Genomic DNA, 26,296 nt, shown 5'->3' on the forward strand with positions numbered 1-26,296 from the left:
AAAACGCTTGACTGAGCGTGCCGTCGTATGTGACGATTTCGTCAGTCAATAAGAAAGGCATGAGATGGGCGATGGGGTCGGCGCCTACCAGCGCACAGCACGACACCGTGAGGCAGGCGTCAACGCCGACCTGATGTGGCCGCGCTATGTCAGCCCCGCCGACATACGCGCGATCGAAGAGGTTCCGCTCGCCGAGCGCGGTCTGCCGGTCTCGACCTATGAGATGCTGGTCCGCGCGGCCAGCTGCTGGCCTGACCGAATCGCCGTGAGCGTGCTACCCGACGGCGAACGCTGGCAACGGCCGGCGCAGCGCACGTTCGCGCAACTTCTCGGCGATGTCCACAAGACGGCGAACATGCTGCGCGACTTAGGCATACAGCGTGACAGCGCCGTCGCCCTGATCGCGCCCAACTGCGACGAGCTGATCACCGCCACGCTGGCGGCCCAGCTCGCCGGCATCGCCGCACCCATCAACGGCGCGCTGTCGGCCGAGCACATCAGCCAACTGGTGCACCGCTCCAACGCGCGTGTCCTGATCACCGCGGCTCCGGAATTGGATCCGACCGGATGGCAGATCGCGTCCAGCTTGGTCGAGACCGGAGTGGTCGATACAGTCCTGTTGCTGCGTCCGACCGGTGCTGACGCAAATGACAACGGTGCCCCGAAGCTGCCGGGCGCGGTCGTCGGTTACTTCGCGTTGCTCGCCGAGAAGCACGATGCTGCAAAGTTTTCCGGCCAACCACCCGAGTCAGGTGATCTGGCCGCGTTGTTTCACACTGGCGGCACCACGGGTGCCCCCAAGCTGGCTGCCCACACCCACGCTAACGAGGTGACCGACGCGTGGATGATTGCCGCTAACTCATTGCTCGACGAGGACTCGGTGGTGTTCGCGGGGCTGCCGTTGTTTCACGTCAATGCGCTCGTGGTCACCACCCTGGCACCGCTGCTGCGCGGACAGCACCTGGTCTGGGCCGGGCCGCTGGGCTACCGCGACATGGCGCTGTACCGCAACTTCTGGAAAATTGTTGAACGCTATCGTATTTCGACGATGAGCGCAGTGCCAACCGTGTACTCGGTGCTGGCCCAATGGCCCGTCGACGCCGACATCTCCAGCATGCGGCTAGCCATTGTCGGGGCGTCGGCGCTACCGGACGCCGTGCGCAAGGGCTTCGAATCACACACCGGCATCAGCCTCGTCGAGGGCTACGGGTTGACCGAGGCGACGTGTGCCAGCGTGCGCAGCTTTCCCGACCACCCCCGTCCCGGCTCGGTCGGCCAACGCCTGCCCTACCAGCAGCTAAAAGCGGTTCGTATCGACGACGATGGCACGCGGCATGACCTGCCGCGCGGTAGGGTCGGCAATTTGGTCATCAGCGGGCCGACGGTGTTCCCGGGTTATGTCATCGGCCATGACACAGGCGGCTATGCGCTGGACGGCAAAGGAAAGTTGGTCGACGGCTGGTTGGACACCGGTGACCTGGCGTGGATCGACGATGACGATTTTGTACATCTAACCGGCCGCGCAAAAGATCTCATCATCCGCGGCGGCCACAACATCGACCCGGCTATGATCGAAGATGTATTGCTCGCGCATCCCGATGTGACGGATGCCGCGGCCGTCGGCCGGCCTGACGCGCACGCCGGCGAGGTGCCTGTCGCGTACGTGACGCTGCGTGCGGGCTCCACGGTCAGCGGTGACGAGTTGCGACGGTGGGCCGCCGAGCTGGTCCTCGAACCTGCGGCGGCGCCGAAGTCCGTCAGCGTCATCGACACCATCCCGATGACCGCAGTAGGCAAAACGTACAAGCTGCCGCTGCGGGCCGACGCCACACGCGTCGAGATTCAGGCCGCCCTTGCCGATCGCCCAGGGATTCACGAGGTCGATGCGACGGTCGACGACGGCACCGTTGGCGTCACCGTCAGCTTGGGCCCGTCTGCCGATGTGGAATCGGTGCGCGCCATGCTCGACCGCTACGCCATCGCCTACGACATCAAGGTGCGATGATGGCCGATTTGTCGTCGTCCCTTAGCTCGCTAGTGCGTACCGGCCTCGAGACCTATCTGCGGGTCTATCACCGCCACGATATTTATCTCGACGGCGATATGCCCGAACCGGCGCTGCTGGTCGGCAATCACGGGTTCGGCGGACTGGTCGATCTCAATGTCTTGGTGATGTTCGCCGTGCAGCGCGCCGTCGGGTTCAAGCGGCCCACCACGGCATTGGTTCACCAGGTCGCATGGAAGGTCGGTGCCGGCAAGATCGCCGAAGCGATGGGTGGGCAGCCGGCTTCGTGTGAGTCAGCCGAAAAAGCGTTCGCCGCCGGAAACAACGTGCTGGTCTTCCCGGGCGGTGACGTGGACGCGGCGAAAGCATGGGCAGATAGAAACCGGGTGAGCTTTCACGGACGCTACGGATTCGCCCGCTTGGCCGTCGAAAACGACGTACCGATCGTCCCGATCGTCACCGCCGGTGCCGGTGAATCGCTGTTTGTGATCTCCGACGGCCGTCGCCTTGCCCGGGCGTTGCAATTACCTCGTTTCTTGCGGGTCAAGGCGCTGCCAGTAAGTGTGTCGATGCCCTGGGGCCTCAATGTCGGCATCGTCGGCATGCTGCCCTACGTCCCGCTCCCGACGAAGCTACAGACCGCCGTGCTGCCGGCCATGTATCCCGACCCGGATGAATCTGCCGAGAAGTTCGCTCGCCGCGTCGAAACGGCGATGCAAACGCGCCTGGACGAACTCGTCATTGATCGCACGCCCGTTCTGGGCTGAAGGAGAGAACCGATGCGTCGCGGACGGACCGGTGTCCCGGTCTACAAGCCAGACATCTACTCCGTCGATGCCATCGTCGATCCTTATCCGCATTACCAACGGCTGCGAGACCTAGGTCCGGTGGTGTGGTTGCCCAAACACAAGGTCTACGCGCTGCCCCGCTACGCCGAGTGCAAGGCGGTGTTGCGCGATGACAAGACCTTCCTGTCCGGAAAGGGAGTCGCGCTCAATCCAATCAGCAACCGGCTGTCCCGGGGCACAACACTCAACAGCGATGGAATCGAACACGATCAGCGACGCAAGTTGCTCGCGCATCGCATGTTGCCACGCGCGCTGCGTACGATCAGCGACAGCGTGGATGCGACGGCCGCCACCGTTGTCGAAGCCGCGCTGCACAAAGGTGAAATCGATGGTGTCAGCGAGCTCGCGGCGGCCCTGCCGCTGGGAGTAGTCCCCGACCTCATCGGTTGGCCCCGAAACGAACGCGACCATCTCATCGACTGGGGCGGGGCCACTTTCGACGTCCTCGGCCCGCTCAACTGGCAAGGGATCAAGGCAACGCCCCGCGCGTTGAGGATGCTGAGCTTTGCGCGGCGCGTCGTACGCGAGCGCAGTTTTCTCAACGACAGCATGGCACATGAACTGATGACCGCCGCCGACCAAGGGAAGCTGTCGTCGGCGGAATGCCCGCCGCTGATAGTCGACTATCTCGCGCCCTCGATAGACACCACCATGAGTGCCATCTCAAATGCGTTGTATCTGTTCGCGTGCCACCCTGAGCAGTGGCAGCTACTCAAAGACGAACGGGCGCGCATGGGTAACGCGATCAATGAAGTGATCCGCTACGAGCCGCCACTGCGCGCATTCACGCGCTTTGCGGCCAGGAGACTGAAATCGACGGCGTGAGAATCCCTTCGGGTTCGCGCGTCCTTGTCATGTACGCGTCGGCCAACCGCGACGAACGCGAGTGGGAGGAACCGGATGTCTTCGATATCCGCCGTGACGCCGGCCGTCACATCGGCTTCGGGCAGGGCGCGCACGCGTGCGCCGGTCAGAGTTTGGCGCGCTTGGAAATGACCGCGATGCTCAACGCGCTGCTCGAAAGAGTCGACCGTATTGAAGTCACCGGCGCGCCCGTCTGGGCAATCAACAACATCATCCACCGCCATGAACACCTGCCCCTCAAGCTGGTTCCCGCATAGCCATCAGCCGGCGGTGAGGTCGAGGGCGATGGCAAGAGGCCGCTCATTCGAGGCCGAACAACGCATTGAGATCGCGGTCGGTGTCGTCGAAATGATCCTCGTCGTAGTGGAGGCGGCCAGCTAGACCACCGAAGACTATGTCGCTGCGCATATGTGGGACGAGGTCAGCGACAGGTTTGGCCCGCGCGGGCGATCGTGATCGTCTCGCCATTCTCGACGCGCGCGAGCAAGTGCGACAGGTGGGTCTTCGCATCGTGGATGTTGATCGTCGGCATCCGACCAACATACTGGACTTAGTCTAGTCGGACTAGGCATTACCTTGGTGGTTGCGACGTCGCATAGCCCGCATTGCCCACAACCGCATTCAGCTCGCGAACAAGCCGTTCGCCCGATTCCAATAGCTTGCTCTTTACTTCGTCGACGTCTACGTCGATCAGCGCATGGTCACGTTTGCGCCATCGACCTGCGACCATCACCGCTTCGATGTTGGCAAGGCCGGCGTGCAGCGCGGCGGCGATTGGATCGTGTGCGGGCCAAAGGTTCAGCGCGGTGGCGTCGATGACGACCAGGTCAGCCTGCATGCCTGGCTCGAGGCGGCCGACCGTATCGGCCAGGCCGAGCGCGCGCGCTCCCTCGACCGTCGCCCACGACAGCGCCTGCTTACTGGTGACCGACGCCGTTGGGGACATCATGTCCGTCGCTTGTCGGTGTTGCTGGTGGTCGAGACCGCGCTGATGGGCCAGCGCGATCCGTGCTGCAGTAAGGATTTCGCCAGATACCGCGGTCTCGGTGTCGGTGCCCAATGATGGTGCCGCGCCACGGCGCAGCAGTTGTCCGGTGATCGGCGTGCAATGGCCGTGGCCGAGTTCGTTTTCCGGCGTGGTCGTAAAGCTGACGCCAGACTCGACCAGTGTCGTGACCCAATCGCCTGTCAGGCCGGCGCCGTGCACGATGTTGGTGCGCGGCCCGAACAGCCCAGCGCGGTGTACGGCTTCCCAAGCAGGGGCCGGCTCACCGCCGCTTTGGTGCATCGAGGCGACGAGGTCGCGCTCGTCGGCGGCACGCAAATCTGCCACCGCCACATCGGGAGTCGAGTGTTGCGGCCCGGCGATCGCCATCCCGATGGTGATCAACTCGTGCGCCCGAACCGGCCCGTCAAGCAATCGGTCGATCTCGGCCAGCGGATGAGGGGCATCGGGAGCCCGACCCGGCGTGCTGTGCAAGAAGACGGCGCGTATGCCGGACTTCTGCAACCCTTCGACGGCGGCGTCGGTGTGCTCGGGTGTGGGATTGTTATGACACCAATCACCGAGCGTGGTAGTACCGCAGTTGATTTGGTTCAGCGCCCCAGCAAGATTGCCGATGTAGATGTCGGCCGGGTTGCAATGCTGGGCGACGATACCGTGCATTCTGTGCAGGTATTCCAGCAGCGTCCAGTCGGCGCCCGCGAGACGCAGGACGCTCTGCCAGGTATGCAGGTGTGCATTGATCAGCCCGGGAATGATGATGCGCCCCGACAAATCGACGGTTTCGGTCTCGGGCCAGTCGATGTGCTCAGCGATTTCGACGATGCGGTCGCCCTCGACGAGGATATCGATGCCTTCGGCGTCGGGCCTGCCCGGTGACATGGTGATCACCTGCGCGCCACGGAGCAACGTGCGAATCACGGGCAAGCCGCCTCAAGCCGGGTCAGACGCGTCCCATGGGACAGTGCCTGAAATCCAATGGGTAATCTGCTCTTCCTGATCATTGCGGTACAAGTGGCGCGGCGGTTGCGCGAACGTCGCGTAGGGCCGACAGCGAACGACCACGCGGTCCTCCGTCTCGGCCATCGCCTCGATAAGCGGGCGGCCTTCATCGGGTAGCGGCTGGCCCGACATCCGTCCGGCGACCGCCGTCATCACATCCACTACCAGATCGCGGTCGCGCTCGATCACTGCGTCGGCGTACACCTGCAGATAGGCGAATGGCCAACGTTCGTCGAGCACGCACAAGCTCACCTTGCCGTCTCGAGCGATTACCCGAGCCTTGCCGCGTCCTGCCATGGTGGACACCAGCAACTCGTCATCGTCGTTGGGGATGTAGTACACGATCGACATGGCGGGGCCATCGTTTTTGCGCCGGTAGCCGAACACGCACGTGCGATGTGTGCGGACAAATTCGCGCCGCTCCGAAGGGAGCATGTCGCGATCTGTGGGAGCCGTGAATGGCTCCGTGGCAAGTGGTAACAGCATGAGGCAGCGTCCTGTCTGCATAGGCGGAGATATAATGGCTACAGTGTTGCCGATATTGCGCCCGTTGTCAAGAGCCGCAATACTGGGCCCGTGACCACCGCACAGGCTCGTCGCTCCCGCGGGCGCCCGCCGGTCCCGCTCGACCGGATTGTTGACAGGGCGCTACAGATCGTGGACGAGGAAGGCGCGGACGCGTTGTCTATGAGAACGCTTGCGCAGCGGCTGGAGTCGGGGACGGCCACTCTCTATCGCCACTTCGCCAACCGGAGCGAAGTGATCGCGCGGGTCGTGGACCGCGTGTTCGGCGAGGTGGAATTCAGCGCCGAAGAGCTCGCCGCCAAGGGGTGGCAGCGAGCGTGCGAGTCGTTCGCGCGGGCGATGTTCGAGGTGTTTCGCCGCCACCCCAACCTGACGCCGCTGCTGAGCGAGCAGGCGCCAATCGGCCCTAACGCGATGGCACAGCGCGAACGATTGTTAGCGCTCCTGCTCGACAACGGGTTCACACCGCAGCTCGCAGCGCGCTCATATGCGACCCTGGCCCGCTATGTATTGGGCTTCGCTCTCCAGCTCGCCGGTCATGAATTCGACGACGCGAAGCTGGCCAACTACTTTGACACGCTGGACCCGCGGGCGTTTCCCGCGACCCTCACCGTGGCCGACTACCTACCCGTGCCGCTGGAGGAAGAATTCGCGCTCGGACTCGAGCTGATACTCGACGGCCTCGCCAAGATGCGCCGCAGCGCAAGGCGATAGCGCACACGCATGCTTGCTCCTAAGGTCACGGTTGACCTGCGCCGATCGGACGCGGAGGGTCGACCTCATTGTCCGGCGCGATCAGGTCGAGCTGCCACCAGTCCACGTCGTGCCACGCACCGAGCTTCCATCCGACGCGCCGGTACCGGCCCACTCGCCGGAAGCCGAACGCCTCATGTAGCGCGTTGCTGGCTTCGTTGGGTTGAGTGATGCCGCCGAACGCTCGCCGGAAACCACGCTCCGCGAGGCGCCGCAGCAACTCGCCGTAGAGCATTCGCCCGCCGCCGGAGCGCAGCCCACCCTGCGCGAGGTAGACGCTTGTCTCGACCGACCACTGATACGCGGCCCGCGGATTGAACTGGTGCGCATAGGCGTAACCGGTTACGTTATCGTTGACCTCGAGCACCAACCATTCGTGGGTCGCGCGGGCGGCGAGGATGCGCTCCGCCATTTCCTCGACCGTCGGCACGTCCGTCTCAAACGTGATCGGCGTGTCCAGTACATAGGGACGATAGATTTCGACGCACGCCGCGGCATCGGCGGCGGTCGCAGGTCGGACGTGTGCCGGCATCAGGCAGCGACGGCGTTGAGCTGCTCGCGGGTATCGTCGTCGAGTTCGATCGAGGCGACGGCTAGGTTCTCCTCAAGATGCCGCACCGACGAAGTTCCTGGAATCAGCAGCACATTCGGCGCCACTCCCAGCGTCCAGGCCAGCGCGATCTGCACCGGGGTACAACCGAGCCGCTCGGCGGCCTGTTGCACCGACTCGTTGCCCAACACCGGGTTCGGTTTTATGAAAGCCGATCCCAGTGGGAAGAACGGCACGAACGCGATCCCGCGCGCTGAGCACTCCTCTAGCACCGGGGCCGACGAGCGGTTGGCCAGGTTGAAAGCATTTTGCACACAGGCGATCTCGGTGTGCTCTAGCGCATGGAGCAGATGATCGAGCGTGACCTCACTGAGCCCGACGTCGCCGATCAGACCTTCGTCACGCGCGTCGATCAGGACCGAAAGCTGGTCCTCGAATAGCTGATTCGGGCCTTCGCTATCCATCAGCCGGAGGTTGACCACAGCCAGTTGGTCGACACCGAGGGTGTGCAGATTGGCCTCGATGTCGCGTCGCAACTCGGCGGGCTCCGACATCGGCAGCCAGGCCCCCGCGTCGTCGCGGCGTCCGCCGACCTTGCTGACCAACGCGAGGTTCTCCGGATAGGGATACAGCGCCTCGCGGATCAGCTCGTTGGCGACCTCCGGCCCGTAGAACTGAGCGGTGTCGATGTGGTTGACGCCGAGATCGACGGCGCGCCGCAACACGGCCAGCGCTTCGTCGCGGTCGCGCGGCGGCCCCATTACCCCGGGACCAGGCAGTTGCATTGCGCCGAAGCCGATGCGGGCGACGCTAAACCGGCCAAGCGGAAACGAATCCATGGCATGAGGCTAGCGTCGAATCATGGACAGCTTTCACGCGCTGGTCGCGCACCAAGACGAGGATCGGATCACCACCGCCGTCGAGACACTGAACGCGTCGGATCTGCCGCCCGGCGACGTGACGATCCGGGTGCTGTATTCCAGCCTCAACTTCAAAGACGCGCTGGCGCTGACCCCCGGCGGCGGCGTGGTGCGCAACTATCCCGTCGTCCCCGGCATCGACCTGACCGGCGAAGTCGTCGAGTCGCAGTCACCGGATTTCGCGGTCGGCGACAGCGTGCTCGCCCACGGCTACCAGATCGGCACCGGCCATCACGGCGGCTATGCGGAATACGCCCGGCTGCCCGCCGATCAGGTGGTACCCCTCGGCACACTGAGTCCCCATGACGCCGCGGCGATCGGCACCGCGGGCTTCACCGCGGCGATGAGCGTCCAAGCGCTCGTCGACTGGGGCGTCTCGACCGATGCCGGACCCGTCGTGGTGACCGGCGCGACCGGCGGTGTCGGCTCGATCAGCGTGGACCTGCTCGCCGGCGCCGGCTACCAAGTGGTGGCGTCAACAGGCAAGCCCGAAGCAACAGAACGGCTGAAAAGCCTTGGCGCCACTGATGTTATCGGCAGGCTGCCCGCCGACCCGGACGCCAAGCCGCGGCCGCTGGCCAAGGCGCGATGGGCCGCGGGCGTCGACTGCGTGGGCGGGGCGACGCTGGCCGATGTGCTCAGCGCCATCGACTACGGTGGCGCGGTGGCCTGTAGCGGGCTGACCGGCGGCGCCGCGCTGCACACCACGGTGATGCCGTTCATCCTGCGCGGCGTCGCGTTGCTCGGCATGGACTCCGTCCAGATGCCCATCGGTCCGCGCAGGAAACTGTGGGCGCGGTTGGGCGATTCGTTGCGTCCGCGTCACCTCGCGGCGATCACCACCGACGTCGACGTGAGAGACGTGGTCGGTGTGCTCGACCAGTTGCGCGACGGGGCCTTCTCGGGCCGGGCCGTGGTGCGGGTCGCGGGCGGCTTCTGAGCGTTCCGCGGCCGCCAGTAGGCTCTTTTGGCATGCGCGCAGCTGTGTTGACTCGACTCGAAGGTCCGGACGCGGTCGAGGTGCGCGAGGTCGACGAACCCACAAGTGACGGCATCGTTGTCGAGGTGCATGCCGCGGGGGCGGCGTTCCCGGATGCGTTGCTCACCCGCGGCCTCTACCAATACCGGCCGGACCCACCGTTCGTGCTGGGCGCCGAGATCGCCGGCGTGGTTCGATCCGCGCCGAACGGTGCGCCCGTCCGCTCCGGCGACCGGGTTGTCGGACTGACGATGCTCACGGGCGGTATGGCCGAGGTCGCGGTGCTCACGCCCGAGCGAGTGTTCAAGCTGCCGGACAACGTCAGCTTCACGGCAGGCGCCGGTCTGCTGTTCAACGACTTGACGGTGTACTTCGCGCTGACCGTCCGCGGCCGGCTGCAGTCGGGCGAGACGGTGCTGGTGCACGGAGCAGCGGGCGGGATCGGTACGTCGACGCTGCGGCTGGCGCCGGTGCTCGGGGCATCCCGCGTCATCGCGGTGGTCAGCACGGAGGACAAGGCCGAGATCGCCACGGCGGCCGGTGCGACGGACGTCGTGCTGGCCGACGGGTTCAAGGACGCGGTGAAAGGATTGACCGACGGCCGTGGGGTGGATCTCGTTGTCGATCCCGTCGGAGGCGACCGGTTCACCGACTCACTGCGCTCGCTGGCGCCAGGGGGGCGACTGCTGGTAATCGGCTTCACCGGCGGTGAAATACCCACCGTGAAAGTAAACCGCCTGCTGCTCAACAACATTGACGTCGTGGGTGTTGGCTGGGGCGCGTGGACCGGGACACATCCCAACGCGCTGGCCGAGCAATGGGCCGGACTCGAGCGGCTACTCACTTCCGGGCGACTGCCCCCTCCGGAGCCCGTGGTCTATCCGCTGGAGGAGGCCGCCGCCGCCATCGCATCGCTGGAGAATCGCACCGCCAAAGGAAAAGTCGTCGTACGCGTGCGCGACACATAACCGGCTGCGACGACACGCCGCGACGGTGCGCAACGGATTAAGTCTGGGCGCAGAGCCGCTCTTGTGCCGCACCATAACAAAAAGTAATGTCACTTTCAGTTTTGCTGGTCTGCAACCTGGGAGCCCCGATGGAATCGTTTGTCCACCTGCGGAAAGGCAAGACGCCGCGTCGCCTGCATGCTGATCTGGACGGCCTGAAGGACGACGAGCTTGGCCGTGGCGGGTTCACCGGCCGAACCGCCAACATGTACCGCCGCCACGACCCCACCGCCTACCGCTCGACGGGTCCGCTGCGCCCCATCGATGTGCTGGCCGGCGAGCTCAAGCCCAGTGATGCCACCGATGCCGACGGCGGCCCGCTGCTGCTGTTCGCCAATCCCGACTGCCGCATCTCGCTGTCCCGCCGCACCGAGCCGATGCCGTTCTACATCCGCCACGTCGACGGCGACCTGCTGTGTTTCGTGCACGCCGGCGCAGGCCTGCTGCAGACGGAGTTCGGGCCGCTGTCCTACCGCGAGGGCGACTGGGTGTATTTGCCGAAGGCGACGACGTGGCGGCAGCTGCCGGATCGCGAGACGACGCTGCTGATGATCGAGGCCACCGACGAGTTCCGTGTGCCACCGCCGGGCGCGCTGGGCCGGCACTTTCCGTTCGACCCGTCGCAGGCAACCATTCCCGAGCCGCAGCCGCTCGACGACGAGCGCGACGAGTACGAGGTCAGGCTGGTGCACGAGGGCGGCCCGACAACGCTGTTCTACCAACACAATCCGCTTGATGTTGAAGGCTGGCGCGGGGACAACTTCGCGTTCACCTTCAACATCGCCGACTACAACGTGATCACCTCCGACAGTGTCCACCTGCCGCCGACCGTGCATCTGGTCATGCAGGCCACCGGCGTCTACGTGATGAACTTCCTGCCGAGGCCGGCGGAAACGGTGCCGGGCACCGAACGCACCCCGTGGTATCACCGCAATGTCGACTACGACGAGATCGCCTTCTTCCACGGCGGTTCGCTCTACGGCATCCCTCTGCCGCCGGGCCTGATCTCCCATGCACCGCAGGGTGTGCACCACGGTGCTCCGGAGAAGGCGCGCGAGCGGGCCCGCCGCAAGTTCGACGAGCACTCCCGAGTCGACTGGCAGGTGATCGCCATCGACACCCGCCGCAGGCTCACGCCGTCGGCCGAGGTGCTGGCCCATGACCTGGGGCAGCACTGATCATGGCCCGGTACGAATACGACCGCATCCCGTATCTCGTTGCGTTCCAGAACAATTCCGTTGTCCGTGACGTCTACGGCGGGTTGGCCGAGATCACCGTGCTGGAGAGCTACCTGCTCAAGCCGAAAGACCGCCCGTCGGACACCGTGATCGTGTTCATGCACCCGATCGGCGGCGGCGCCTACCTGCCGATGATCAACGCGCTGGGCCGGGCCGGACACCACGTCATCTACTGCAACAGCCGGTTCCGCGGCACCGACTCGGCCCTGCTGATGGAGAAGGTGGTCGAGGATCTCGGCGAGTGCATCAAGGACGCCAAAAAGCGGCTGGGCTATCAGAAGGTGGTGCTGGCCGGCTGGAGCGGCGGCGGTTCGCTGTCGGTGTTCTATCAGCAACAGGCCCAGCACCCCACGGTCACGTCGAGCCCGTCGGGCGACGGGCCCGACATCACCCAGCTCGATCTGCCCGCCGCCGACGGCATCATGCTGCTGGCCGCGCACATCAGCCGGCACGGCACCCTGACCGAATGGCTGGACGCGTCCATCCTCGACGAATCCGACCCCTCCAAGCGGGATCCCGAACTGGACCTCTACAACCCGGACAACCCCAACCAACCGCCCTACAGCGAGGAATTCCTGGCCCGCTACCGGCAAGCCCAGATCGACCGCAACCGTCGCATCACCGCCTGGGTCAAGGGCAAGCTGGCCGAGCTGAAGGCTGCCGGGCGACCGAACGACGAGTTCTGTTTCGTCGTGCACGGCACCATGGCCGACCCGCGGTGGCTGGACCCGCGGGTCGATCCCAACGAACGCACACCGGGAACCTGCTATCTGGGTGATCCTCAAGTGGTGAACATGAGCCCAGTCGGGCTGGCCCGGTTTTGCACCCTGCGCAGCTGGCTGTCGCAATGGAGCTACGACGACGCCAACGGCGACGGGGTGAACTGCGGACGCGACATCGCCGTGCCGACGCTGGTGATCGGCAACCTGGCCGACGACGCCTGCACACCCAGCCACACCCGGCGGCTTTTCGAGGCGATCGGCCATCCTGACAAGGAGATGCACGAAATTCCAGGCGCCACACACTATTACGCGGGGCCAGACCAGCGCGACAAGCTGCGCCAGGCCGTCGACATCGTCACCGACTGGCTGGTGCGCCACGAATTCGCGGAGCCCCATTGACCGCCACCGGCGCGCTGGACGGTATCCGGGTGCTCGAGCTGGGCACCCTGATCGCCGGGCCGTTTGCCGGCCGACTGCTCGCCGATATGGGCGCCGACGTCATCAAGGTGGAACCGCCCGGCGCGCCGGACCCGTTGCGCACCTGGGGCCAGGCCGAGCTCGACGGGCACCACGTCTTCTGGACCGTACACGCGCGCAACAAAAGGGCCATCACCCTCGACCTGCGCAGGCCCCGCGGCCGGGAGCTGTTCCTTGATCTCGTCGAGAAATCCGACATCGTGGTGGAGAACTTCCGTCCGGGCACACTGGAGAAGTGGGACCTGGGCTACGACGTGCTCAGCCAACGCAATTCGGGCATCATCCTGGTTCGGGTGTCGGGTTACGGGCAGACCGGACCCGACGCGCACAAAGCCGGCTACGCCTCGGTGGCCGAGGCGGCCAGCGGGCTGCGACACCTCAACGGTTTCCCCGGCGGGCCGCCGCCGCGGCTGGCGTTATCGCTGGGCGACAGCCTGGCCGGCATGTTCGGCGCCCAGGGCGCCCTGGCCGCACTCTATCGTCGCAGCGTCACCGGCCACGGACAGGTGGTGGATGTCGCGCTGACCGAATCGTGTTTGGCCGTCCTGGAATCCACGATCCCCGACTACGACGTCGGCGGCGTGGTGCGCGGACCGTCGGGCACACGGTTGGAGGGTATTGCGCCGTCCAACATCTACCGCAGCGCAGACGGCTCCTGGGTGGTGATCGCCGCCAACCAAGACACGGTGTTCGCGCGGCTGTGTCAGGCGATGGGCCGCCCCGAATTGGCCAGCGACGACCGGTTTTCCACGCACGGCGCCCGCGGCCGCAACCAGGACGAGCTCGACAAGATCATCGGGGCCTGGGCCGCCGAGCGGCAACCCGGGGAGATCATCGAAACACTGTCCGCCGCAGGCGTGATCGCGGGACCGATCAACACGGTCGCCGAGGTGGTCAACGACCCCCAGCTGCGGGCCCGCGGAATGCTGGCCGAACACTACGACGAGCGGATCGGCCGGACGGTGCTCGGACCGGGCATCGTGCCGGTGCTCTCGGAATCTCCGGGCACCGTTCGCGCCGCCGGCCCGGCACGGCCGGGACAGCACAATGACGACGTCTATATCGGGCTGCTTGGCAAGACCGCCGAAGAGCTCGAAGAGTTGCGCACCGAGGGGGTGCTATGACCGAGCACGTTGATATTCGTGAGGTGTCGCTGCGCGACGGGCTGCAGATCGAGAAGCCAATCCCGTTGTCGGCCAAGCTGGAACTGCTGGCCGCGGTGGCTGCCACCGGGGTGCGTGAGGTGGAGGCGACGGCCTTCGTTTCGCCGTCGAAGGTGCCCTCGATGGCCGATGCCGCAGAACTCTCCGCCGAGCTGCACAACTACCCCGACATCGAGTTCTCCGCTTTGGTGGCCAGCCCAAACGGTGCCAAACGTGCGGTCGCCGCGGGGCTGCGCTCGATCGAGTACGTGGTGTCGCCCAGCGACGCATTCAGCAACGCCAACGTCGGACGCAGCAGCGCGGAGGCCACCGACCAGATCCACGAGATCGTCACGATTGCGCACGACAGCGACGCGGCTGTCGAGGTGATCGTTGCTACCGCGTGGGATTGCCCGTTCGAGGGGCCCACGCCGCCGCAGCGAGTTCTCGACATCGCAACTGCGGCACGCGATCAGGGCGTCGACCGGTTCTCGATCGCGGACACCATCGGTACCACCACCCCACGCCGGGTCAGTTCGCTGATCGAACAGCTGCGACCGGTGATCGGCGACATGCCGTTGGGCGGGCATTTCCACAACACCCGCGGCGCCGGGCTGGCCAGCGCCTACGCCGCGGTGAGCTCCGGCGTCACCCGGCTGGATGCCTCGGTCGGCGGGCTGGGCGGTTGCCCGTTTGCACCGGGCGCCACCGGCAACATCGCCACCGAGGACCTGGTGTACCTGCTGCGTGACAGCGACATCGATGTCGATGTCGACCTGCAGGCCGCTATCGCCGCGGCGGAAGTTGCGAAATCGGTTGTCGGCCATGATCTGCCGAGCGCTCTGCTGCGCGCCGGCGACCGGATGCACAACTGATGCCGGCAGACGTCCTGACCGCCAAGGGCCGCCAAACCAGGCAGGCCATCGAGCAGGCTGCCCGCAAGCTGTTCGCGGAACGGGGCTTTCATGGCACCACGCTGGCCGACATCACATCGGCCGCCGGAAAATCACCGGCGGTGTTCTACCGCTATTTCGCCGACAAAGAAGACCTGCTGGCTGCGCTGGCGGAGTCTTTTCTACACGATGTCGTCACCCCCTCCGGGTTGAGCCTGCACCTGCCGGAGTCCCCGGATGACGATGGGTTCTTCACCTCGGTGGTCACCGGCTACTGGAACATCTTCAAGCAGAACATCGGCATCATGATCGCCGTCGCCCAGCTGGCCGCAACCCAGCAGCGGTTTGCGGCTGTGCAGAACGAATTTCGGCGTTTCGGCATGGACATCGTGAGCGCTTCTGTCCGCCGTGCCCAGGAGCAGGGTTACGGAACCGAGCTCAACCCGCAGCACACGGCAGCGGCCATCGCGTTGCTGTTCGAGAACTTCACCACCGTCTTCGTGGGCCCGTCCGGCCCTGCAGGGCTTGACCTGGAAATCAGTGACGAGGATGCTATCGCAACCCTGTCGGCCATCTGGAAGAAAACTCTGTACGGCGCGTAAGGAGATCACCGTGGACTTCACTCTGCCAGAACACCTCCCGGGCTTGCTCGCCGAGATGGATGCGTTCATCGAAGCCGAGATCAAACCGCTGGAACGCGAACACATCCAGTATTTCGACAAGCGTCGGGAGCATGCCCGCACCGATTGGGACAACGACGGCATTCCGTCCCGTAAGTGGGAGGATCTGCTCGCCGAGATGCGCCGGCGAGCCGACAAGGCCGGCTGGCTGCGCTACGCGTTACCGGCGTCGCTGGGCGGGCGCGACGGCACCAACCTCGACATGGCCGTCATCCGTGAGCATCTGGCGCACAAGGGCCTCGGCCTGCACAACGACTTACAGAACGAGTCCTCGATTGTCGGGAACTTCCCGCAGGTGATCATGATGGAGCGGTTCGGCACCGAGGAGCAGCGTCGCGAATGGTCGGAGGCGCTGATCACCGGGGAACGCTCGATGGCCTTCGGCCTTACCGAGCCGCAGCACGGATCCGACGCGACGTGGCTGGAAACGCATGCCAAGCCCGACGGGGACAGCTGGGTGATCAACGGCTCCAAGCGATTCAACACCGGCGTGCATCGTGCAACACATGACTTGATCTTCGCCCGCACCTCCGGTGAGCCCGGAGCGGCGCGGGGAATCACCGCGTTCCTGGTGCCGACCGATGCGCCCGGATTCAACATCCCCTACTACTGGTGGACGTTCAACATGCCCACCGATCACGGCGAAGTCGAGTTGACCGACGTGCGGGTGCCTGAAGATGCGATACTCGGCGAGGTGGACCGTGGCCTGGAGGTTGCCCAAACCTTCCTGCACGAGAACCGGATTCGGCAAGCGGCGAGCAGTCTGGGCGCAGCGCAATACTGCATCGACCGTGCCGCCGAGTATGCCGGCGAGCGCACGGTGTTCGGCAAGCCGCTGTCGGTCAACCAGGCCGTACAGTGGCCACTGGCGGAGCTGCAGACCGAAGCGCAGATGGTGCGGTTGCTGGTGCAGTACGCGGCCTGGCACTTGGACCGCAACCACCACATGGAGGTCTCGGACAAGGTTTCGATGGCCAATTACCGCGCCAATCGGTTGGTGTGCGATGCCGCCGACCGGGCCATGCAGGTCTTCGGGGGCCTGGGATACAGCCGCCACGAGCCGTTCGAGCACATCTACCGCCACCACCGCCGCTACCGCATCACCGAGGGCGCCGAGGAGATCCAGATCCGCCGAGTGGCCCAGCGGCTGTTCAAGTTCGGCAGAAAGTGACCAACGTCGCGGAGTTGTCACCGGCGCTGGCCCGGGTGGTGGCGATGGCGCTCGACGCCGACGTCACGATCGAGAACCTGCATGCGCTCACCGGCGGGGCCAGTCGCAGCACGTTGGCGTTCGACGCCGTCACACCCGAGGGGCGCAGGCCCTTGATCTTACGCATCGGACCGCCGGACGACATGCACGCCGGCATGGAGCTCGAGGCCAGTGTCCAGGCCGCGGCCGCCGCGGCAGGCGCGCCGGTCCCGCGGATTCTGGTCGCCGACAATTCCACTGCCGCGCTGGGCAATCCGTTTTTGATCTGTGAAGCGGTCGAGGGTGAGACGATCGTGCGCCGCATCGAGCGGATGCTCGAGAGAGGAGGAGGGGCCGCCGGCCGCGAAAGTCTGCTGCGCCAGTGCGCGCAGGCGCTGGCCGCGATTCACCGCGCCGAGCCCGGCGATGCGGCGCTGGCCAGCGAGGACCAGCTCGGTGAGTGGCGCGCGCGGCTGGACGCCATGGGCGACACCACCGCCACCTTCGAGTGGGCGTTTCGCTGGCTGGGCGCGCACCGGCCGGCACCGTCACCGCCGCGCCTGGTGCACGGCGACTTCCGGATGGGCAACCTCATCGTCGACGGCTCCGAGCTTGCCGCCGTGCTCGATTGGGAGCTGGTGCACATCGGTGAGGTGTACGAGGACCTGGCCTGGTTCTGCATTCGCGCTTGGCGGTTCGGCGCGCCGGCCAGCCGCGCCGCCGGCGGCTTGGGCAGCATCGAAAGCTTTCTCAGCTCCTACGAACAAGCCGGCGGGACCACCGTCGACCGGGCGGCGTTTCGCTGGTGGTTGGTGTTGGCCACGCTGCGGTGGGGAATCATCTGCCGCTACCAGGCGGAGCGCCACCTGAGCGGGCAGAACCGGTCGGTGGAGCTGGCGACAATCGGGCGTCGGGTCTGCGAGACGGAGTGGGATCTGCTCACCTTGCTGGACGGGACACATCAATGAGCGAGCTCTATGGCCGCCCGACCGCTGCCGAACTCGTCGGCGCCGTCGCCGAATTCCTGGAATCCGATGTGCGGGCCGCGACGAGTGGTCAGGTCAACTTCCACGCCCGGGTGGCCGCCAACGCGTTGCGCATGGTGGAGCGTGAACTGCTCGTCGACTCACCCGAGGACGTCAGGGATGCATTGGCCGGCTTGGGTTTCGGCGACGAAGACGAATTGGCGGCCGCAATCCGGGCCGGCGCCCTGGACAACGCTGGCGAGAAGCTGCTGTCGTGTCTGCGGACGCTGGTACGGCATCGGTTATCCGTCGCCCACCCCGGATACGACCGCGAGGAGGCTTAATTGCAGTCAAAAGGCTTCTGCCGCATCGCACTAACGCGGTAGCACTCGACGAAGTCGCCGTAGCCGCACGTTTCGGCCAAGGCCAGCTCGCCTTCTCGATCCACTTCCTCGAGATCATCCATCCACTGCCGCACGAACACCGCACCTGTCCTCGGTGCCGCCGGCAGGGCTTGTTGGCTGGCACGCAGCCGGCTGAGGCAACGAATGTATTGGTCAGCCAAGGTCAATCGATGAACTCCGGTCACCAAATCGATTGCCTCGCCGGCCCATAGCCGCACGATGCGGCGATACGCACAGATTTCTTCGGCTGGTATCCCGGCGTGGCCCAGAATAGAGCGTGCTTTGCCGACCTCCGCCAATAGTCTTCTGCGCCGAGCTTTGAGATTCTCTCGCGCCGAATAGAGATCGGCTCCGATTCGGCCATCCGTCGCTGGAACGGTAGGCCGGCTCGTCGACGGAGGATGGATCGCATGGCGGACATCAACTCGCGCCCAATCGCCGAAACTCTCGGCCCACAGCCCGAGTTCACCGATCGCGACGTTCAGCTCGGCGCGGTGCACGTCCAGGTGCGCTGCATATTGGCTCCGGCCTTTGGCTGTCATCAATTGTGATGCTTGGACGGCGGCATGGGTGAACGCGCCGTGCGCCGCAACCAGGGCGCTGATCTGGTCGCGGCCGCGCCGCTTGCTGTCGATGTCGGTCACCACTGCCGTACTAGTCCCGTATCACGGTCGTCGGGGTGTCGAGATCAAATACTAGGACGTGGCTCAGCAATACGTGCCGAGGCTCGGCGGTCGTCGTCGAGTCGAATCCAGCGCAGAGGGCCGTCCGCGCATGATCGCGCGGACGGCACCGAGGCGAGGCCCGGCTAGGCGCTGATCGCTTGCCGGTCGGCGCCTGACTGGATGGCGATCTTGCGGGGCTTCGCCTGCTCAGCCACGGGGACCGTCAGCCGCAGTACCCCGTCGGTGTAGTCGGCGCTGATGTTCTCGGTGTCCAGCTGGTCACCGAGGAACAGCTGCCGGCTGAAGACCCCGTGCGGGCGTTCTGCGGTCACCCAGTCATGGCCCTCGTCCCCTGCGTACGGGCGCTCGGCGCGCACCGTCAGCGCGTCATGGTCGACGGTGATGTCAATCGAATCCGCCTTGATGCCCGGCAGGTCAAGCTCGACGAGGAACTTGTCACCTTCACGCCAGACATCCATCGGCATCACCGCCGGACGTGTGGCGGTACCGACGGGGTTCCCCCAAAGTTGCTGGGTCAGCCGGTCGATGTCACGAAACAGTGGTTCGAACCTCAGCATGGCCATCACCTCCTTGGTCTCATGGCAGGTATCTATCGTTTTCGCCACAGAAAACCTCTGTGTCCAGCCACATATTCCCCAACGACTGGGAAAAGTCCGGCCTGGCGGCCCGGCCATATGCCCCAGCCGAACGATGTACGGTCATGTCTGCCATGCCCACTACCGAGTCCGGCCATAGTCAGGAAGTAATCGTCGACCTGGCCGATCGACTGTTCACCGCGATCGAGGGCAGCGACGTGGCGACACTCGAGCGGATCTTCAGCGACGACGTCGCGGTGTGGCGGGTCGGTGCGCGGCGCGACAACGATAAAGAACGGGCCCTGCGGGTGCTGCGCTGGTTCATCGACCTCACCGCCGAACGCCGCTACGAGATCCTCGACCGCCAGTTGTTTGCCAACGGCTTCGTCCAGCAGCACATCCTGCATGCCACGGGCCACAACGGCGGATCGATCGCAATGCGCGTGTGCATCGTGATTAAGTTGGGTGTCGACGCCGCGAAACAGGCCCTGATCAGCCGTATCGACGAGTACTTCGACCCAGCCGAAATGGCGCCCCTGATTGACTAGCCGGTGACGGAGGTGCTGATGACCACCGTGGAAACACTGCTGAGCGATCCAGACACCGCCGGGGTGTGGAACCTGGTTCCCGATCGCTCCGACATCACCTTCAAGATCAAGAACTTCTGGGGGCTGCTCAACGTCAAAGGCCGGTTCACCGACTTCGACGGCGACGGCCAGGTCACCGGCAAGGGCGCAGTCTTCGGCCGCATCGACATCAAGGCGGCCTCGCTGTACACCGGCATCGGCAAACGCGACGAGCACCTGCGGTCCGCGGACTTCTTCGACGTCGAGCATTTCCCGGACATCAGTGTCGTGGTCACCGCCGTGCAGCCGACCACCGGCAACGCCGCCGACCTGCGGGCCGAATTCACGATCAAGGGCATCACCGCGCAGCTGCCGCTGCCGGTGCGGGTCAGCGTGCTCGACGACGGCTCGGTGCGGGTGTCAGCGAAAACCCAGGTCGACCGGGCCCAGTTCGGCGTCGACTGGAACCGCGTCGGCATGATCGGCAAAACCGCGACGGCATCGGCCGATGCCGTCTTCGTCCGGGCCGGCTAAGCCACGTGCGCCGGGCAGTAGCATCTGCACCGTGCCTGCGACCAGCCCTGCTTCCACGGATGCCCTGCGGATCCTTGTATACAGCGACAACGCGAAAACCCGCGAAGAGGTGATGCTGGCGTTGGGCAAACGGCTGCATCCCGATCTGCCCGAGTTGGACTACGTCGAAGTCGCGACGGCGCCGATGGTGATCCGGCAGGTGGATGCGGGGGGCATCGACCTGGCCATCCTGGACGGGGAAGCGACACCGGTCGGCGGGATGGGGATCGCCAAGCAGCTGAAAGACGAGGTTGCCCAGTGTCCGCCGATCGTGGTGCTCACCGGACGGCGTGACGACGCCTGGCTGGCCAGCTGGTCACGCGCCGAGGCGGCCGTGCCACATCCGATCGATCCCATCGGCCTGAGCCGGACGGTGCTCGGACTGCTGCGCGCACCGGTCCAGTAAGACGCGAAATTCGCTCTCGCCATAACTGTTTCGCGGAGTCACGACCGGCTCTCGCCTTTGCGCGCGTGAGCCGTTCCCGGCTGTGTCGGAGCTCACATGCAGACCCCTGAGCGAGGGCAGGCACCTGATCGCTAGGCTGTGTTTGAGCTCACAGTCGGTCAATGAAGACGAACAGCGAGGGAGCGGCTTCTCGGGATGAATCTGTATCTGCCCATCCTGGTGCTCGGGGGGATCGCCGCAGCTTTTGCCGTGTTCTCGGTCGTGATCGCCAGCATCGTCGGCCCGTCCCGCTACAACCGGTCGAAACTGGAGGCCTACGAGTGCGGGATCGAACCCAGCGACCAGCCAGCGAACGCCCCGCACGCGGGCAGCGGGCAACGATTCCCGGTGAAGTACTACCTGACCGCCATGTTGTTCATCGTCTTCGACATCGAAATCGTGTTCCTGTATCCGTGGGCGGTCAGCTACGACGCACTCGGAGTCTTCGCGCTCGTCGAGATGGCGGTGTTCATACTCACGGTGTTTGTGGCCTACGCCTACGTGTGGCGTCGCGGCGGCTTGACGTGGGATTGAGGTAAGACGTGGGCCTGGAAGAGAAACTGCCCAGTGGTTTCCTGCTGACCACCGTGGAAACGCTGGCCGGCTACTTTCGCAAGAACTCGTTGTGGCCGGCGACATTCGGATTGGCCTGCTGCGCGATCGAGATGATGGCGACCGCCGGGCCGAGGTTCGATATCGCGCGCTTTGGCATGGAGCGGTTCTCAGCGACTCCCCGCCAGGCCGATCTGATGATCGTCGCCGGCCGGGTCAGCCAGAAAATGGCGCCGGTGCTGCGTCAGATCTACGACCAGATGGCCGAGCCCAAGTGGGTGCTGTCGATGGGTGTGTGCGCATCCTCGGGCGGAATGTTCAACAACTACGCGATCGTGCAGGGCGTGGACCACGTCGTGCCGGTGGACATCTACCTGCCGGGCTGCCCGCCGCGCCCGGAGATGCTGCTGTACGCAATCCTCAAGTTGCACGAGAAGATTCAGGAGATGCCGTTGGGCGTCAACCGGGAGCATGCCATCGCCGAAGCCGAAAAGGCGGCGCTGGCGGCCAGGCCCACGATCGAGATGCGCGGACTGCTGCGATGAGCTCACCGGACCACGACCCGCACCAAACAGCCGAGCCGTCCGGCGCGGGGGTGCCGCCGGATGGCGAACGCGAAGTGATTGATGTTCGGCGCGGCATGTTCGGGGTTTCCGGCACCGGTGACACCTCGGGATACGGGCGGCTGGTGCGTCAGGTCACCGCCGCCGGCAGCAGCCCCCGGCCCTACGGCGGATACTTCGACGAGGTAGTCGACGCGCTGGCGGAGGCGTTGCAAGCCAACGGCATCGAACTCACCGACGCGATCGAGAAAGTCGTGGTCTACCCTCCCGGTCCGCACGCCGAGCTGACCCTGCATGTCCGCCGCGACCTTCTACCGCAGGTGGCCCAACACCTTCGCGACGAGCCGAAGCTGCGCTTCGAGTTGTGCATGGGGGTCAGCGGGGTGCATTACCCGCACGAAACCGGCCGCGAACTGCACGCGGTGTACCCGTTGAAGTCGATCACCCAGGGCCGCCGCGTTCGGCTGGAAGTGTCTGCGCCGGATAGTGATCCGCACATTCCGTCGCTGTTCGGGATCTATCCGACCAACGACTGGCACGAACGCGAGACCTATGACTTCTTCGGCATCATCTTCGACGGCCACCCGTCGTTGACCCGGATCGAGATGCCCGACGACTGGCAGGGGCACCCGCAACGCAAGGACTACCCACTCGGCGGCATCCCAGTCGAGTACAAGGGTGCAGAGATTCCCCCGCCCGACGAGCGGAGGGCCTACAACTGATGAGCAATCCCAACGGCACACCACCTGAAAGCGGGTCCGACGACACGGTTGTAGCCGTCGTCGGCCAGGATTGGCAGCAGATCGTCGACGCCGCCCGCAGCGGGGATCCGGGTGAACGCATCGTCGTCAACATGGGGCCGCAGCACCCGTCCACCCATGGCGTGCTGCGGCTGATCCTGGAGATCGAAGGCGAGACGGTCACCGAAGCCCGCTGCGGAATCGGCTACCTGCACACCGGGATCGAGAAAAACCTGGAGTACCGCTACTGGACGCAGGGCGTGACGTTCGTGACCCGGATGGATTACCTGTCACCGTTTTTCAACGAAACGGCCTTTTGCCTGGGCGTGGAGAAGCTGCTCGGCATCACGGACCAGATTCCGGAGCGGGTCAACGTCATCCGGGTCATGATGATGGAACTCAACCGGATCTCGTCGCATCTGGTCGCGCTGGCGACCGGCGGCATGGAACTCGGTGCGATGACAGCGATGTTCATCGGCTTCCGGGAACGCGAACTCGTGCTGAACCTGTTCGAGTCGATCACCGGTTTGCGGATGAACCATGGCTACATCCGCCCCGGTGGACTGGCCCAGGACCTGCCGCCGGGCGCGGTCGACGAAATCAAGGAATTCCTCGACCTGATGAGTCGTCGGCTCAACGACATCGAAAATCTGCTCAACGAGAACTACATCTGGAAGGCCCGCACCCAGGGCATCGGCTACCTCGATCTGACCGGGTGCATCGCATTGGGTATCACCGGGCCGGTGCTGCGTTCGACCGGGTTGCCCTACGACCTGCGGCGGGCCGACCCTTACTGCGGGTATGAGACCTATGAATTCGACGTGATCACTCACGACGGGTGTGATGCGTACGGGCGCTACATGATTCGTGTTAAAGAGATGCGGGAGTCGCTGAAGATCGTCGAACAGTGTCTGGATAAATTGCGGCCCGGCCCGGTCATGGTCGAAGACCGCAAGATCGCCTGGCCGGCCGATCTGAAAGTCGGTCCCGACGGACTGGGCAACTCGCCGGAGCACATCGCCAAGATCATGGGCTCGTCGATGGAGGCGCTGATTCATCACTTCAAGTTGGTCACGGAGGGCATCCGGGTTCCGGCCGGCCAGGTTTACGTGGCGGTGGAATCGCCCCGCGGTGAGCTGGGCGTGCACATGGTCAGCGACGGTGGCACCCGCCCCTACCGCGTGCACTACCGAGACCCGTCGTTCACCAATCTGCAGGCGGTGGCCGCGATGTGCGAGGGCGGCATGGTCGCCGACGTGATCGCCGCGGTCGCCAGCCTCGACCCGGTCATGGGCGGGGTCGACCGGTGACCGGCCCGCAGGGTGAGCCGGTGTTTTTGCACCTCGGCCCGCCGCCCGACGAGCCCGGGCAGTTCGTGGTGGAGGACGCCCCCGAGTCGTATCCGCCCGACGTCAAGGCGCGGTTGGAGGTCGACGCCAAGGAGATCATCGGCCGCTACCCCAACGGCCGTTCGGCGCTGTTGCCGTTACTGCACCTGGTGCAATCCGAGGACTCCTACCTGACGCCGGCGGGCTTGGAGTTCTGCGGCGAGCAGCTCGGCCTGACCGGCGCCGAAGTCGCGGCTGTGGCCAGCTTCTACACGATGTATCGCCGCGGGCCCACCGGTGAGTATCTGGTCGGTGTCTGCACCAACACCCTGTGTGCCGTGATGGGCGGCGACGCCATCTTCGAGGCGCTGGTGAACCAGCTCGGTATTCGCAACGACCAAACGACCACCGACGGCAAGATCACGCTGCAACACGTGGAATGCAATGCCGCGTGCGATTACGCGCCGGTCGTGATGGTCAACTGGGAGTTCTTCGATAACCAAACCCCGGAGTCCGCACGCGAACTCGTCGACGGGCTGATCTCCGGAAAGCCGCCGAGGCCGACCCGCGGTGCTGAGCTGTGCCCGTTCCGTCAGACCGAGCGCATCCTGGCGGGCTTCCCCGACCAGCGGCCCGACGACGGCCAGGGCGGTGCCGGGCCAGCGACGTTGGCGGGGCTGCGGGTAGCCCAGGAACGCGACATGCAGGCGCCGCCATCCGACAACTCCGGGAAAGACAAGTGATGGCGGAGTCGACGCGTCCCACCCGTCTGACGCCGGTGCTCACCAGCTACTGGGACGAGCCGGAGTCGTGGACGCTGGACACCTACCGCCGCCACGACGGGTACCGGGCGCTGCAGAAGGCGCTCGACATGGAGCCCGACGCGGTGCTGCAGACCGTCAAGGATTCCGGGCTGCGGGGTCGCGGCGGCGCCGGCTTCTCGACCGGGACCAAGTGGTCGTTCATCCCGCAAGGCGACGAGGGCCCCGCCGCCAAGCCGCACTATCTGGTGGTCAACGCCGACGAATCAGAGCCGGGCACCTGCAAGGACATACCGCTGATGCTGGCGACCCCGCATGTCCTGATCGAGGGCAGCATCATCGCCGCCTACGCGATCCGGGCCAGCCACGCGTTCATCTACGTGCGCGGTGAGGTGTTGCCGGTGATCCGGCGGCTGCACAACGCGGTCGAGGAGGCCTACGCCGCAGGGTTTCTCGGCCGCGACATCGCCGGGTCGGGCTACAACCTGGAGATGGTGGTGCACGCCGGGGCCGGCGCCTACATCTGCGGCGAGGAGACCGCGCTGCTGGACTCATTGGAGGGCCGCCGCGGCCAGCCCCGGCTGCGTCCGCCATTCCCGGCGGTGTCAGGGCTTTACGCCTGCCCGACGGTGATCAACAACGTCGAAACCATCGCCAGCGTGCCGCCGATCATCCTCAACGGCGTGGACTGGTTCCGGTCGATGGGCAGCGACAAATCGCCTGGCTTCACCCTGTATTCGCTATCCGGGCATGTGACTCGCCCCGGCCAGTATGAGGCTCCGCTGGGAATTACGTTGCGCGAGTTGCTCGATTACGCCGGCGGGGTGCGAAAAGGGCACCGGCTCAAGTTCTGGACGCCGGGTGGCTCGTCGACGCCGATCCTCACCGACGAGCACCTGGACATTCCGCTGGACTACGAGGGCGTCGGCGAGGCCGGCTCCATGCTGGGCACCAAGGCGTTGGAGATCTTCGACGAGACGACGTGCGTGGTGCGTGCGGTGCGGCGCTGGACCGAGTTCTACAAACACGAGTCCTGCGGAAAGTGCACGCCGTGCCGGGAGGGCACGTTCTGGTTGGACAAGATCTACGCGCGGCTGGAAACCGGCGGCGGCACCGCCGAGGATCTGGACAAGCTGTCAGACATCTCCGACACCATCCTCGGTAAGTCGTTCTGCGCCTTGGGCGATGGCGCGGCCAGCCCGGTGATGTCGTCGCTCGAATATTTCCGCGACGAGTACGTCGCGCACGTCGAGGGCGGCGGCTGCCCCTTCGACCCCCGAAAGTCCATGCTCGTGAACGGAGAGCAATGACCCGCGCCGGCGACGATGCAGAGCGCAGCGA

The 26,296-nt window shown here is 65.4% G+C and carries 31 protein-coding genes; 24 read left to right on the forward strand and 7 right to left on the reverse strand.

Annotation, left to right across the window (positions count from 1 at the left end; genetic code table 11):
* Positions 1-133: 133 nt before the first annotated feature.
* From AWC06_RS06790 to AWC06_RS23860, 4 genes are read left to right on the forward strand one after another with little or no spacing between them, the layout of a single operon-like run.
* Positions 134-2,005, forward strand: a complete 1,872-nt coding sequence (locus AWC06_RS06790; RefSeq protein WP_372458024.1) for an acyl-CoA synthetase — start codon at positions 134-136, stop codon at positions 2,003-2,005.
* Positions 2,005-2,772, forward strand: coding sequence for a 1-acyl-sn-glycerol-3-phosphate acyltransferase (locus tag AWC06_RS06795; protein ID WP_085195688.1), 768 nt, complete (start codon positions 2,005-2,007; stop codon positions 2,770-2,772). The genes AWC06_RS06790 and AWC06_RS06795 overlap by 1 nt, the downstream gene beginning before the upstream one ends.
* 12 nt (positions 2,773-2,784) lie before the next feature.
* The gene (locus AWC06_RS06800) at positions 2,785-3,678 is read left to right on the forward strand and encodes a cytochrome P450 family protein (protein ID WP_308066043.1); all 894 of its coding nucleotides are present in this window, start codon (positions 2,785-2,787) and stop codon (positions 3,676-3,678) included.
* A gap of 29 nt (positions 3,679-3,707) precedes the next feature.
* Positions 3,708-3,974: a cytochrome P450 gene (locus AWC06_RS23860; protein ID WP_308066044.1), complete on the forward strand. Its 267-nt coding sequence runs from the start codon at positions 3,708-3,710 to the stop codon at positions 3,972-3,974.
* 164 nt (positions 3,975-4,138) lie between these two features.
* On the opposite strand, the gene AWC06_RS23575 is transcribed toward AWC06_RS23860, so the two are convergent.
* Genes AWC06_RS23575 through AWC06_RS06815 form a run of 3 tightly spaced genes read right to left on the reverse strand, consistent with a single transcriptional unit; the run spans position 4,139 to position 6,208 of the window.
* The gene (locus tag AWC06_RS23575) at positions 4,139-4,249 is read right to left on the reverse strand and encodes a type II toxin-antitoxin system Phd/YefM family antitoxin (protein WP_227371000.1); all 111 of its coding nucleotides are present in this window, start codon (positions 4,247-4,249) and stop codon (positions 4,139-4,141) included.
* Between the two features lie 39 nt (positions 4,250-4,288).
* Positions 4,289-5,641, reverse strand: a complete 1,353-nt coding sequence (locus AWC06_RS06810; RefSeq protein ID WP_085195690.1) for an amidohydrolase family protein — start codon at positions 5,639-5,641, stop codon at positions 4,289-4,291.
* Positions 5,642-5,653: 12 nt separating this feature from the next.
* Positions 5,654-6,208, reverse strand: coding sequence for a pyridoxamine 5'-phosphate oxidase family protein (locus tag AWC06_RS06815; RefSeq protein WP_085196043.1), 555 nt, complete (start codon positions 6,206-6,208; stop codon positions 5,654-5,656).
* 90 nt (positions 6,209-6,298) lie between these two features.
* Here AWC06_RS06815 and AWC06_RS06820 point away from each other — a divergent pair, with 90 nt between their 5' ends.
* Positions 6,299-6,961: a TetR/AcrR family transcriptional regulator gene (locus tag AWC06_RS06820; RefSeq protein ID WP_085195692.1), complete on the forward strand. Its 663-nt coding sequence runs from the start codon at positions 6,299-6,301 to the stop codon at positions 6,959-6,961.
* A 25-nt stretch (positions 6,962-6,986) separates the two neighbouring features.
* Here AWC06_RS06820 and AWC06_RS06825 read toward each other — a convergent pair whose 3' ends face one another.
* Both AWC06_RS06825 and AWC06_RS06830 read right to left on the reverse strand, forming a co-directional pair.
* The gene (locus AWC06_RS06825; protein ID WP_085195694.1) at positions 6,987-7,532 is read right to left on the reverse strand and encodes a GNAT family N-acetyltransferase; all 546 of its coding nucleotides are present in this window, start codon (positions 7,530-7,532) and stop codon (positions 6,987-6,989) included.
* Positions 7,532-8,389 (reverse strand): oxidoreductase, encoded by an 858-nt coding sequence (locus AWC06_RS06830; RefSeq protein WP_085195696.1) that lies wholly within the window; start codon positions 8,387-8,389, stop codon positions 7,532-7,534. The genes AWC06_RS06825 and AWC06_RS06830 overlap by 1 nt, the downstream gene beginning before the upstream one ends.
* A gap of 22 nt (positions 8,390-8,411) precedes the next feature.
* Between AWC06_RS06830 and AWC06_RS06835 the strand changes: the two genes are divergently transcribed.
* The 10 genes from AWC06_RS06835 to AWC06_RS06880 all read left to right on the forward strand — a co-directional run bounded on the left by AWC06_RS06835 (position 8,412) and on the right by AWC06_RS06880 (position 18,106).
* Positions 8,412-9,410 carry an acrylyl-CoA reductase family protein gene (locus tag AWC06_RS06835; RefSeq protein WP_085195698.1) on the forward strand — a complete coding sequence of 333 codons (999 nt, stop codon included), beginning with the start codon at positions 8,412-8,414 and terminating at the stop codon, positions 9,408-9,410.
* Positions 9,411-9,442: 32 nt separating this feature from the next.
* Positions 9,443-10,417, forward strand: coding sequence for an NADPH:quinone oxidoreductase family protein (locus AWC06_RS06840; protein ID WP_085195699.1), 975 nt, complete (start codon positions 9,443-9,445; stop codon positions 10,415-10,417).
* A gap of 128 nt (positions 10,418-10,545) precedes the next feature.
* Complete coding sequence (locus AWC06_RS06845; protein WP_085195701.1) at positions 10,546-11,634, forward strand: homogentisate 1,2-dioxygenase; 1,089 nt, start codon at positions 10,546-10,548, stop codon at positions 11,632-11,634.
* Between the two features lie 2 nt (positions 11,635-11,636).
* Positions 11,637-12,815, forward strand: coding sequence for an alpha/beta hydrolase family protein (locus AWC06_RS06850; protein WP_085195703.1), 1,179 nt, complete (start codon positions 11,637-11,639; stop codon positions 12,813-12,815).
* Positions 12,812-14,017, forward strand: a complete 1,206-nt coding sequence (locus tag AWC06_RS06855; protein WP_085195704.1) for a CaiB/BaiF CoA transferase family protein — start codon at positions 12,812-12,814, stop codon at positions 14,015-14,017. The genes AWC06_RS06850 and AWC06_RS06855 overlap by 4 nt, the downstream gene beginning before the upstream one ends.
* On the forward strand, positions 14,014-14,910 hold the full coding sequence (locus AWC06_RS06860; RefSeq protein WP_085195706.1) for a hydroxymethylglutaryl-CoA lyase: 897 nt from the start codon (positions 14,014-14,016) through the stop codon (positions 14,908-14,910). The genes AWC06_RS06855 and AWC06_RS06860 overlap by 4 nt, the downstream gene beginning before the upstream one ends.
* Entirely contained in the window at positions 14,910-15,530 is a 621-nt protein-coding gene (locus AWC06_RS06865) for a TetR/AcrR family transcriptional regulator (protein WP_085195708.1), read from the forward strand. Before AWC06_RS06860 ends, AWC06_RS06865 begins: the two co-directional genes overlap by 1 nt.
* Positions 15,531-15,540: 10 nt before the next feature.
* The gene (locus AWC06_RS06870) at positions 15,541-16,779 is read left to right on the forward strand and encodes an acyl-CoA dehydrogenase family protein (protein WP_085195710.1); all 1,239 of its coding nucleotides are present in this window, start codon (positions 15,541-15,543) and stop codon (positions 16,777-16,779) included.
* A 44-nt stretch (positions 16,780-16,823) separates the two neighbouring features.
* On the forward strand, positions 16,824-17,765 hold the full coding sequence (locus AWC06_RS06875; RefSeq protein ID WP_085196045.1) for a phosphotransferase family protein: 942 nt from the start codon (positions 16,824-16,826) through the stop codon (positions 17,763-17,765).
* Positions 17,762-18,106 (forward strand): DUF6285 domain-containing protein, encoded by a 345-nt coding sequence (locus tag AWC06_RS06880; RefSeq protein ID WP_085195712.1) that lies wholly within the window; start codon positions 17,762-17,764, stop codon positions 18,104-18,106. Before AWC06_RS06875 ends, AWC06_RS06880 begins: the two co-directional genes overlap by 4 nt.
* Here the strand turns inward: AWC06_RS06880 and AWC06_RS06885 are convergent.
* Both AWC06_RS06885 and AWC06_RS06890 read right to left on the reverse strand, forming a co-directional pair.
* On the reverse strand, positions 18,103-18,810 hold the full coding sequence (locus AWC06_RS06885; protein ID WP_139819943.1) for a hypothetical protein: 708 nt from the start codon (positions 18,808-18,810) through the stop codon (positions 18,103-18,105). The genes AWC06_RS06880 and AWC06_RS06885 overlap by 4 nt on opposite strands.
* A 164-nt stretch (positions 18,811-18,974) precedes the next feature.
* Complete coding sequence (locus AWC06_RS06890) at positions 18,975-19,409, reverse strand: Hsp20/alpha crystallin family protein (RefSeq protein WP_085196049.1); 435 nt, start codon at positions 19,407-19,409, stop codon at positions 18,975-18,977.
* Between the two features lie 152 nt (positions 19,410-19,561).
* On the opposite strand from AWC06_RS06890, the gene AWC06_RS06895 reads away from it, so the two are divergent.
* The 9 genes from AWC06_RS06895 to nuoF all read left to right on the forward strand — a co-directional run bounded on the left by AWC06_RS06895 (position 19,562) and on the right by nuoF (position 26,265).
* A complete protein-coding gene (locus AWC06_RS06895; RefSeq protein ID WP_085195714.1) occupies positions 19,562-19,975 on the forward strand; it encodes a nuclear transport factor 2 family protein in 414 nt (137 codons plus the stop codon).
* Positions 19,976-19,993: 18 nt separating this feature from the next.
* Entirely contained in the window at positions 19,994-20,527 is a 534-nt protein-coding gene (locus tag AWC06_RS06900; RefSeq protein ID WP_085196051.1) for a YceI family protein, read from the forward strand.
* Positions 20,502-20,972, forward strand: a complete 471-nt coding sequence (locus AWC06_RS06905; protein ID WP_264479928.1) for an Rv3143 family two-component system response regulator — start codon at positions 20,502-20,504, stop codon at positions 20,970-20,972. Before AWC06_RS06900 ends, AWC06_RS06905 begins: the two co-directional genes overlap by 26 nt.
* A gap of 195 nt (positions 20,973-21,167) precedes the next feature.
* The gene (locus tag AWC06_RS06910; RefSeq protein WP_085195718.1) at positions 21,168-21,545 is read left to right on the forward strand and encodes an NADH-quinone oxidoreductase subunit A; all 378 of its coding nucleotides are present in this window, start codon (positions 21,168-21,170) and stop codon (positions 21,543-21,545) included.
* Positions 21,546-21,553: 8 nt separating this feature from the next.
* Positions 21,554-22,108, forward strand: coding sequence for a NuoB/complex I 20 kDa subunit family protein (locus tag AWC06_RS06915; protein WP_085195720.1), 555 nt, complete (start codon positions 21,554-21,556; stop codon positions 22,106-22,108).
* Positions 22,105-22,848, forward strand: coding sequence for an NADH-quinone oxidoreductase subunit C (locus tag AWC06_RS06920; RefSeq protein WP_085195722.1), 744 nt, complete (start codon positions 22,105-22,107; stop codon positions 22,846-22,848). The genes AWC06_RS06915 and AWC06_RS06920 overlap by 4 nt, the downstream gene beginning before the upstream one ends.
* Positions 22,848-24,176 (forward strand): NADH dehydrogenase (quinone) subunit D, encoded by a 1,329-nt coding sequence (gene nuoD, locus AWC06_RS06925; protein WP_085195724.1) that lies wholly within the window; start codon positions 22,848-22,850, stop codon positions 24,174-24,176. The genes AWC06_RS06920 and nuoD overlap by 1 nt, the downstream gene beginning before the upstream one ends.
* Positions 24,173-24,937, forward strand: a complete 765-nt coding sequence (nuoE, locus tag AWC06_RS06930; protein ID WP_085195726.1) for an NADH-quinone oxidoreductase subunit NuoE — start codon at positions 24,173-24,175, stop codon at positions 24,935-24,937. The genes nuoD and nuoE overlap by 4 nt, the downstream gene beginning before the upstream one ends.
* Positions 24,937-26,265, forward strand: coding sequence for an NADH-quinone oxidoreductase subunit NuoF (nuoF, locus tag AWC06_RS06935; protein ID WP_085195728.1), 1,329 nt, complete (start codon positions 24,937-24,939; stop codon positions 26,263-26,265). The genes nuoE and nuoF overlap by 1 nt, the downstream gene beginning before the upstream one ends.
* Positions 26,266-26,296 lie beyond the last annotated feature (31 nt).

Origin of the sequence: Mycobacterium fragae, from assembly GCF_002102185.1 — a bacterium.
In the GTDB taxonomy this organism is placed as follows: Bacteria; Actinomycetota; Actinomycetes; order Mycobacteriales; family Mycobacteriaceae; genus Mycobacterium; species Mycobacterium fragae.

Coding starts and splice junctions, on each gene's coding strand:
- nuoF (WP_085195728.1), top strand. CDS start 24,937: ATGGCGGAGTCGACGCGTCCCACCCGTCTGACGCCGGTGCTCACCAGC.
- AWC06_RS06835 (WP_085195698.1), top strand. CDS start 8,412: ATGGACAGCTTTCACGCGCTGGTCGCGCACCAAGACGAGGATCGGATC.
- AWC06_RS06850 (WP_085195703.1), top strand. CDS start 11,637: ATGGCCCGGTACGAATACGACCGCATCCCGTATCTCGTTGCGTTCCAG.
- AWC06_RS06825 (WP_085195694.1), bottom strand. CDS start 7,532: ATGCCGGCACACGTCCGACCTGCGACCGCCGCCGATGCCGCGGCGTGC.
- AWC06_RS06910 (WP_085195718.1), top strand. CDS start 21,168: ATGAATCTGTATCTGCCCATCCTGGTGCTCGGGGGGATCGCCGCAGCT.
- AWC06_RS06880 (WP_085195712.1), top strand. CDS start 17,762: ATGAGCGAGCTCTATGGCCGCCCGACCGCTGCCGAACTCGTCGGCGCC.
- AWC06_RS06795 (WP_085195688.1), top strand. CDS start 2,005: ATGGCCGATTTGTCGTCGTCCCTTAGCTCGCTAGTGCGTACCGGCCTC.
- AWC06_RS06905 (WP_264479928.1), top strand. CDS start 20,502: ATGCCGTCTTCGTCCGGGCCGGCTAAGCCACGTGCGCCGGGCAGTAGC.
- AWC06_RS06920 (WP_085195722.1), top strand. CDS start 22,105: ATGAGCTCACCGGACCACGACCCGCACCAAACAGCCGAGCCGTCCGGC.
- AWC06_RS06860 (WP_085195706.1), top strand. CDS start 14,014: ATGACCGAGCACGTTGATATTCGTGAGGTGTCGCTGCGCGACGGGCTG.
- AWC06_RS23575 (WP_227371000.1), bottom strand. CDS start 4,249: ATGCCGACGATCAACATCCACGATGCGAAGACCCACCTGTCGCACTTG.
- AWC06_RS06840 (WP_085195699.1), top strand. CDS start 9,443: ATGCGCGCAGCTGTGTTGACTCGACTCGAAGGTCCGGACGCGGTCGAG.
- AWC06_RS06890 (WP_085196049.1), bottom strand. CDS start 19,409: ATGCTGAGGTTCGAACCACTGTTTCGTGACATCGACCGGCTGACCCAG.
- AWC06_RS06815 (WP_085196043.1), bottom strand. CDS start 6,208: ATGCTGTTACCACTTGCCACGGAGCCATTCACGGCTCCCACAGATCGC.
- AWC06_RS06900 (WP_085196051.1), top strand. CDS start 19,994: ATGACCACCGTGGAAACACTGCTGAGCGATCCAGACACCGCCGGGGTG.
- AWC06_RS06895 (WP_085195714.1), top strand. CDS start 19,562: ATGCCCACTACCGAGTCCGGCCATAGTCAGGAAGTAATCGTCGACCTG.
- AWC06_RS06800 (WP_308066043.1), top strand. CDS start 2,785: ATGCGTCGCGGACGGACCGGTGTCCCGGTCTACAAGCCAGACATCTAC.
- AWC06_RS06875 (WP_085196045.1), top strand. CDS start 16,824: ATGGCGCTCGACGCCGACGTCACGATCGAGAACCTGCATGCGCTCACC.
- AWC06_RS06865 (WP_085195708.1), top strand. CDS start 14,910: ATGCCGGCAGACGTCCTGACCGCCAAGGGCCGCCAAACCAGGCAGGCC.
- AWC06_RS06845 (WP_085195701.1), top strand. CDS start 10,546: ATGGAATCGTTTGTCCACCTGCGGAAAGGCAAGACGCCGCGTCGCCTG.
- nuoD (WP_085195724.1), top strand. CDS start 22,848: ATGAGCAATCCCAACGGCACACCACCTGAAAGCGGGTCCGACGACACG.
- AWC06_RS06790 (WP_372458024.1), top strand. CDS start 134: ATGTGGCCGCGCTATGTCAGCCCCGCCGACATACGCGCGATCGAAGAG.
- AWC06_RS06830 (WP_085195696.1), bottom strand. CDS start 8,389: ATGGATTCGTTTCCGCTTGGCCGGTTTAGCGTCGCCCGCATCGGCTTC.
- AWC06_RS23860 (WP_308066044.1), top strand. CDS start 3,708: ATGTACGCGTCGGCCAACCGCGACGAACGCGAGTGGGAGGAACCGGAT.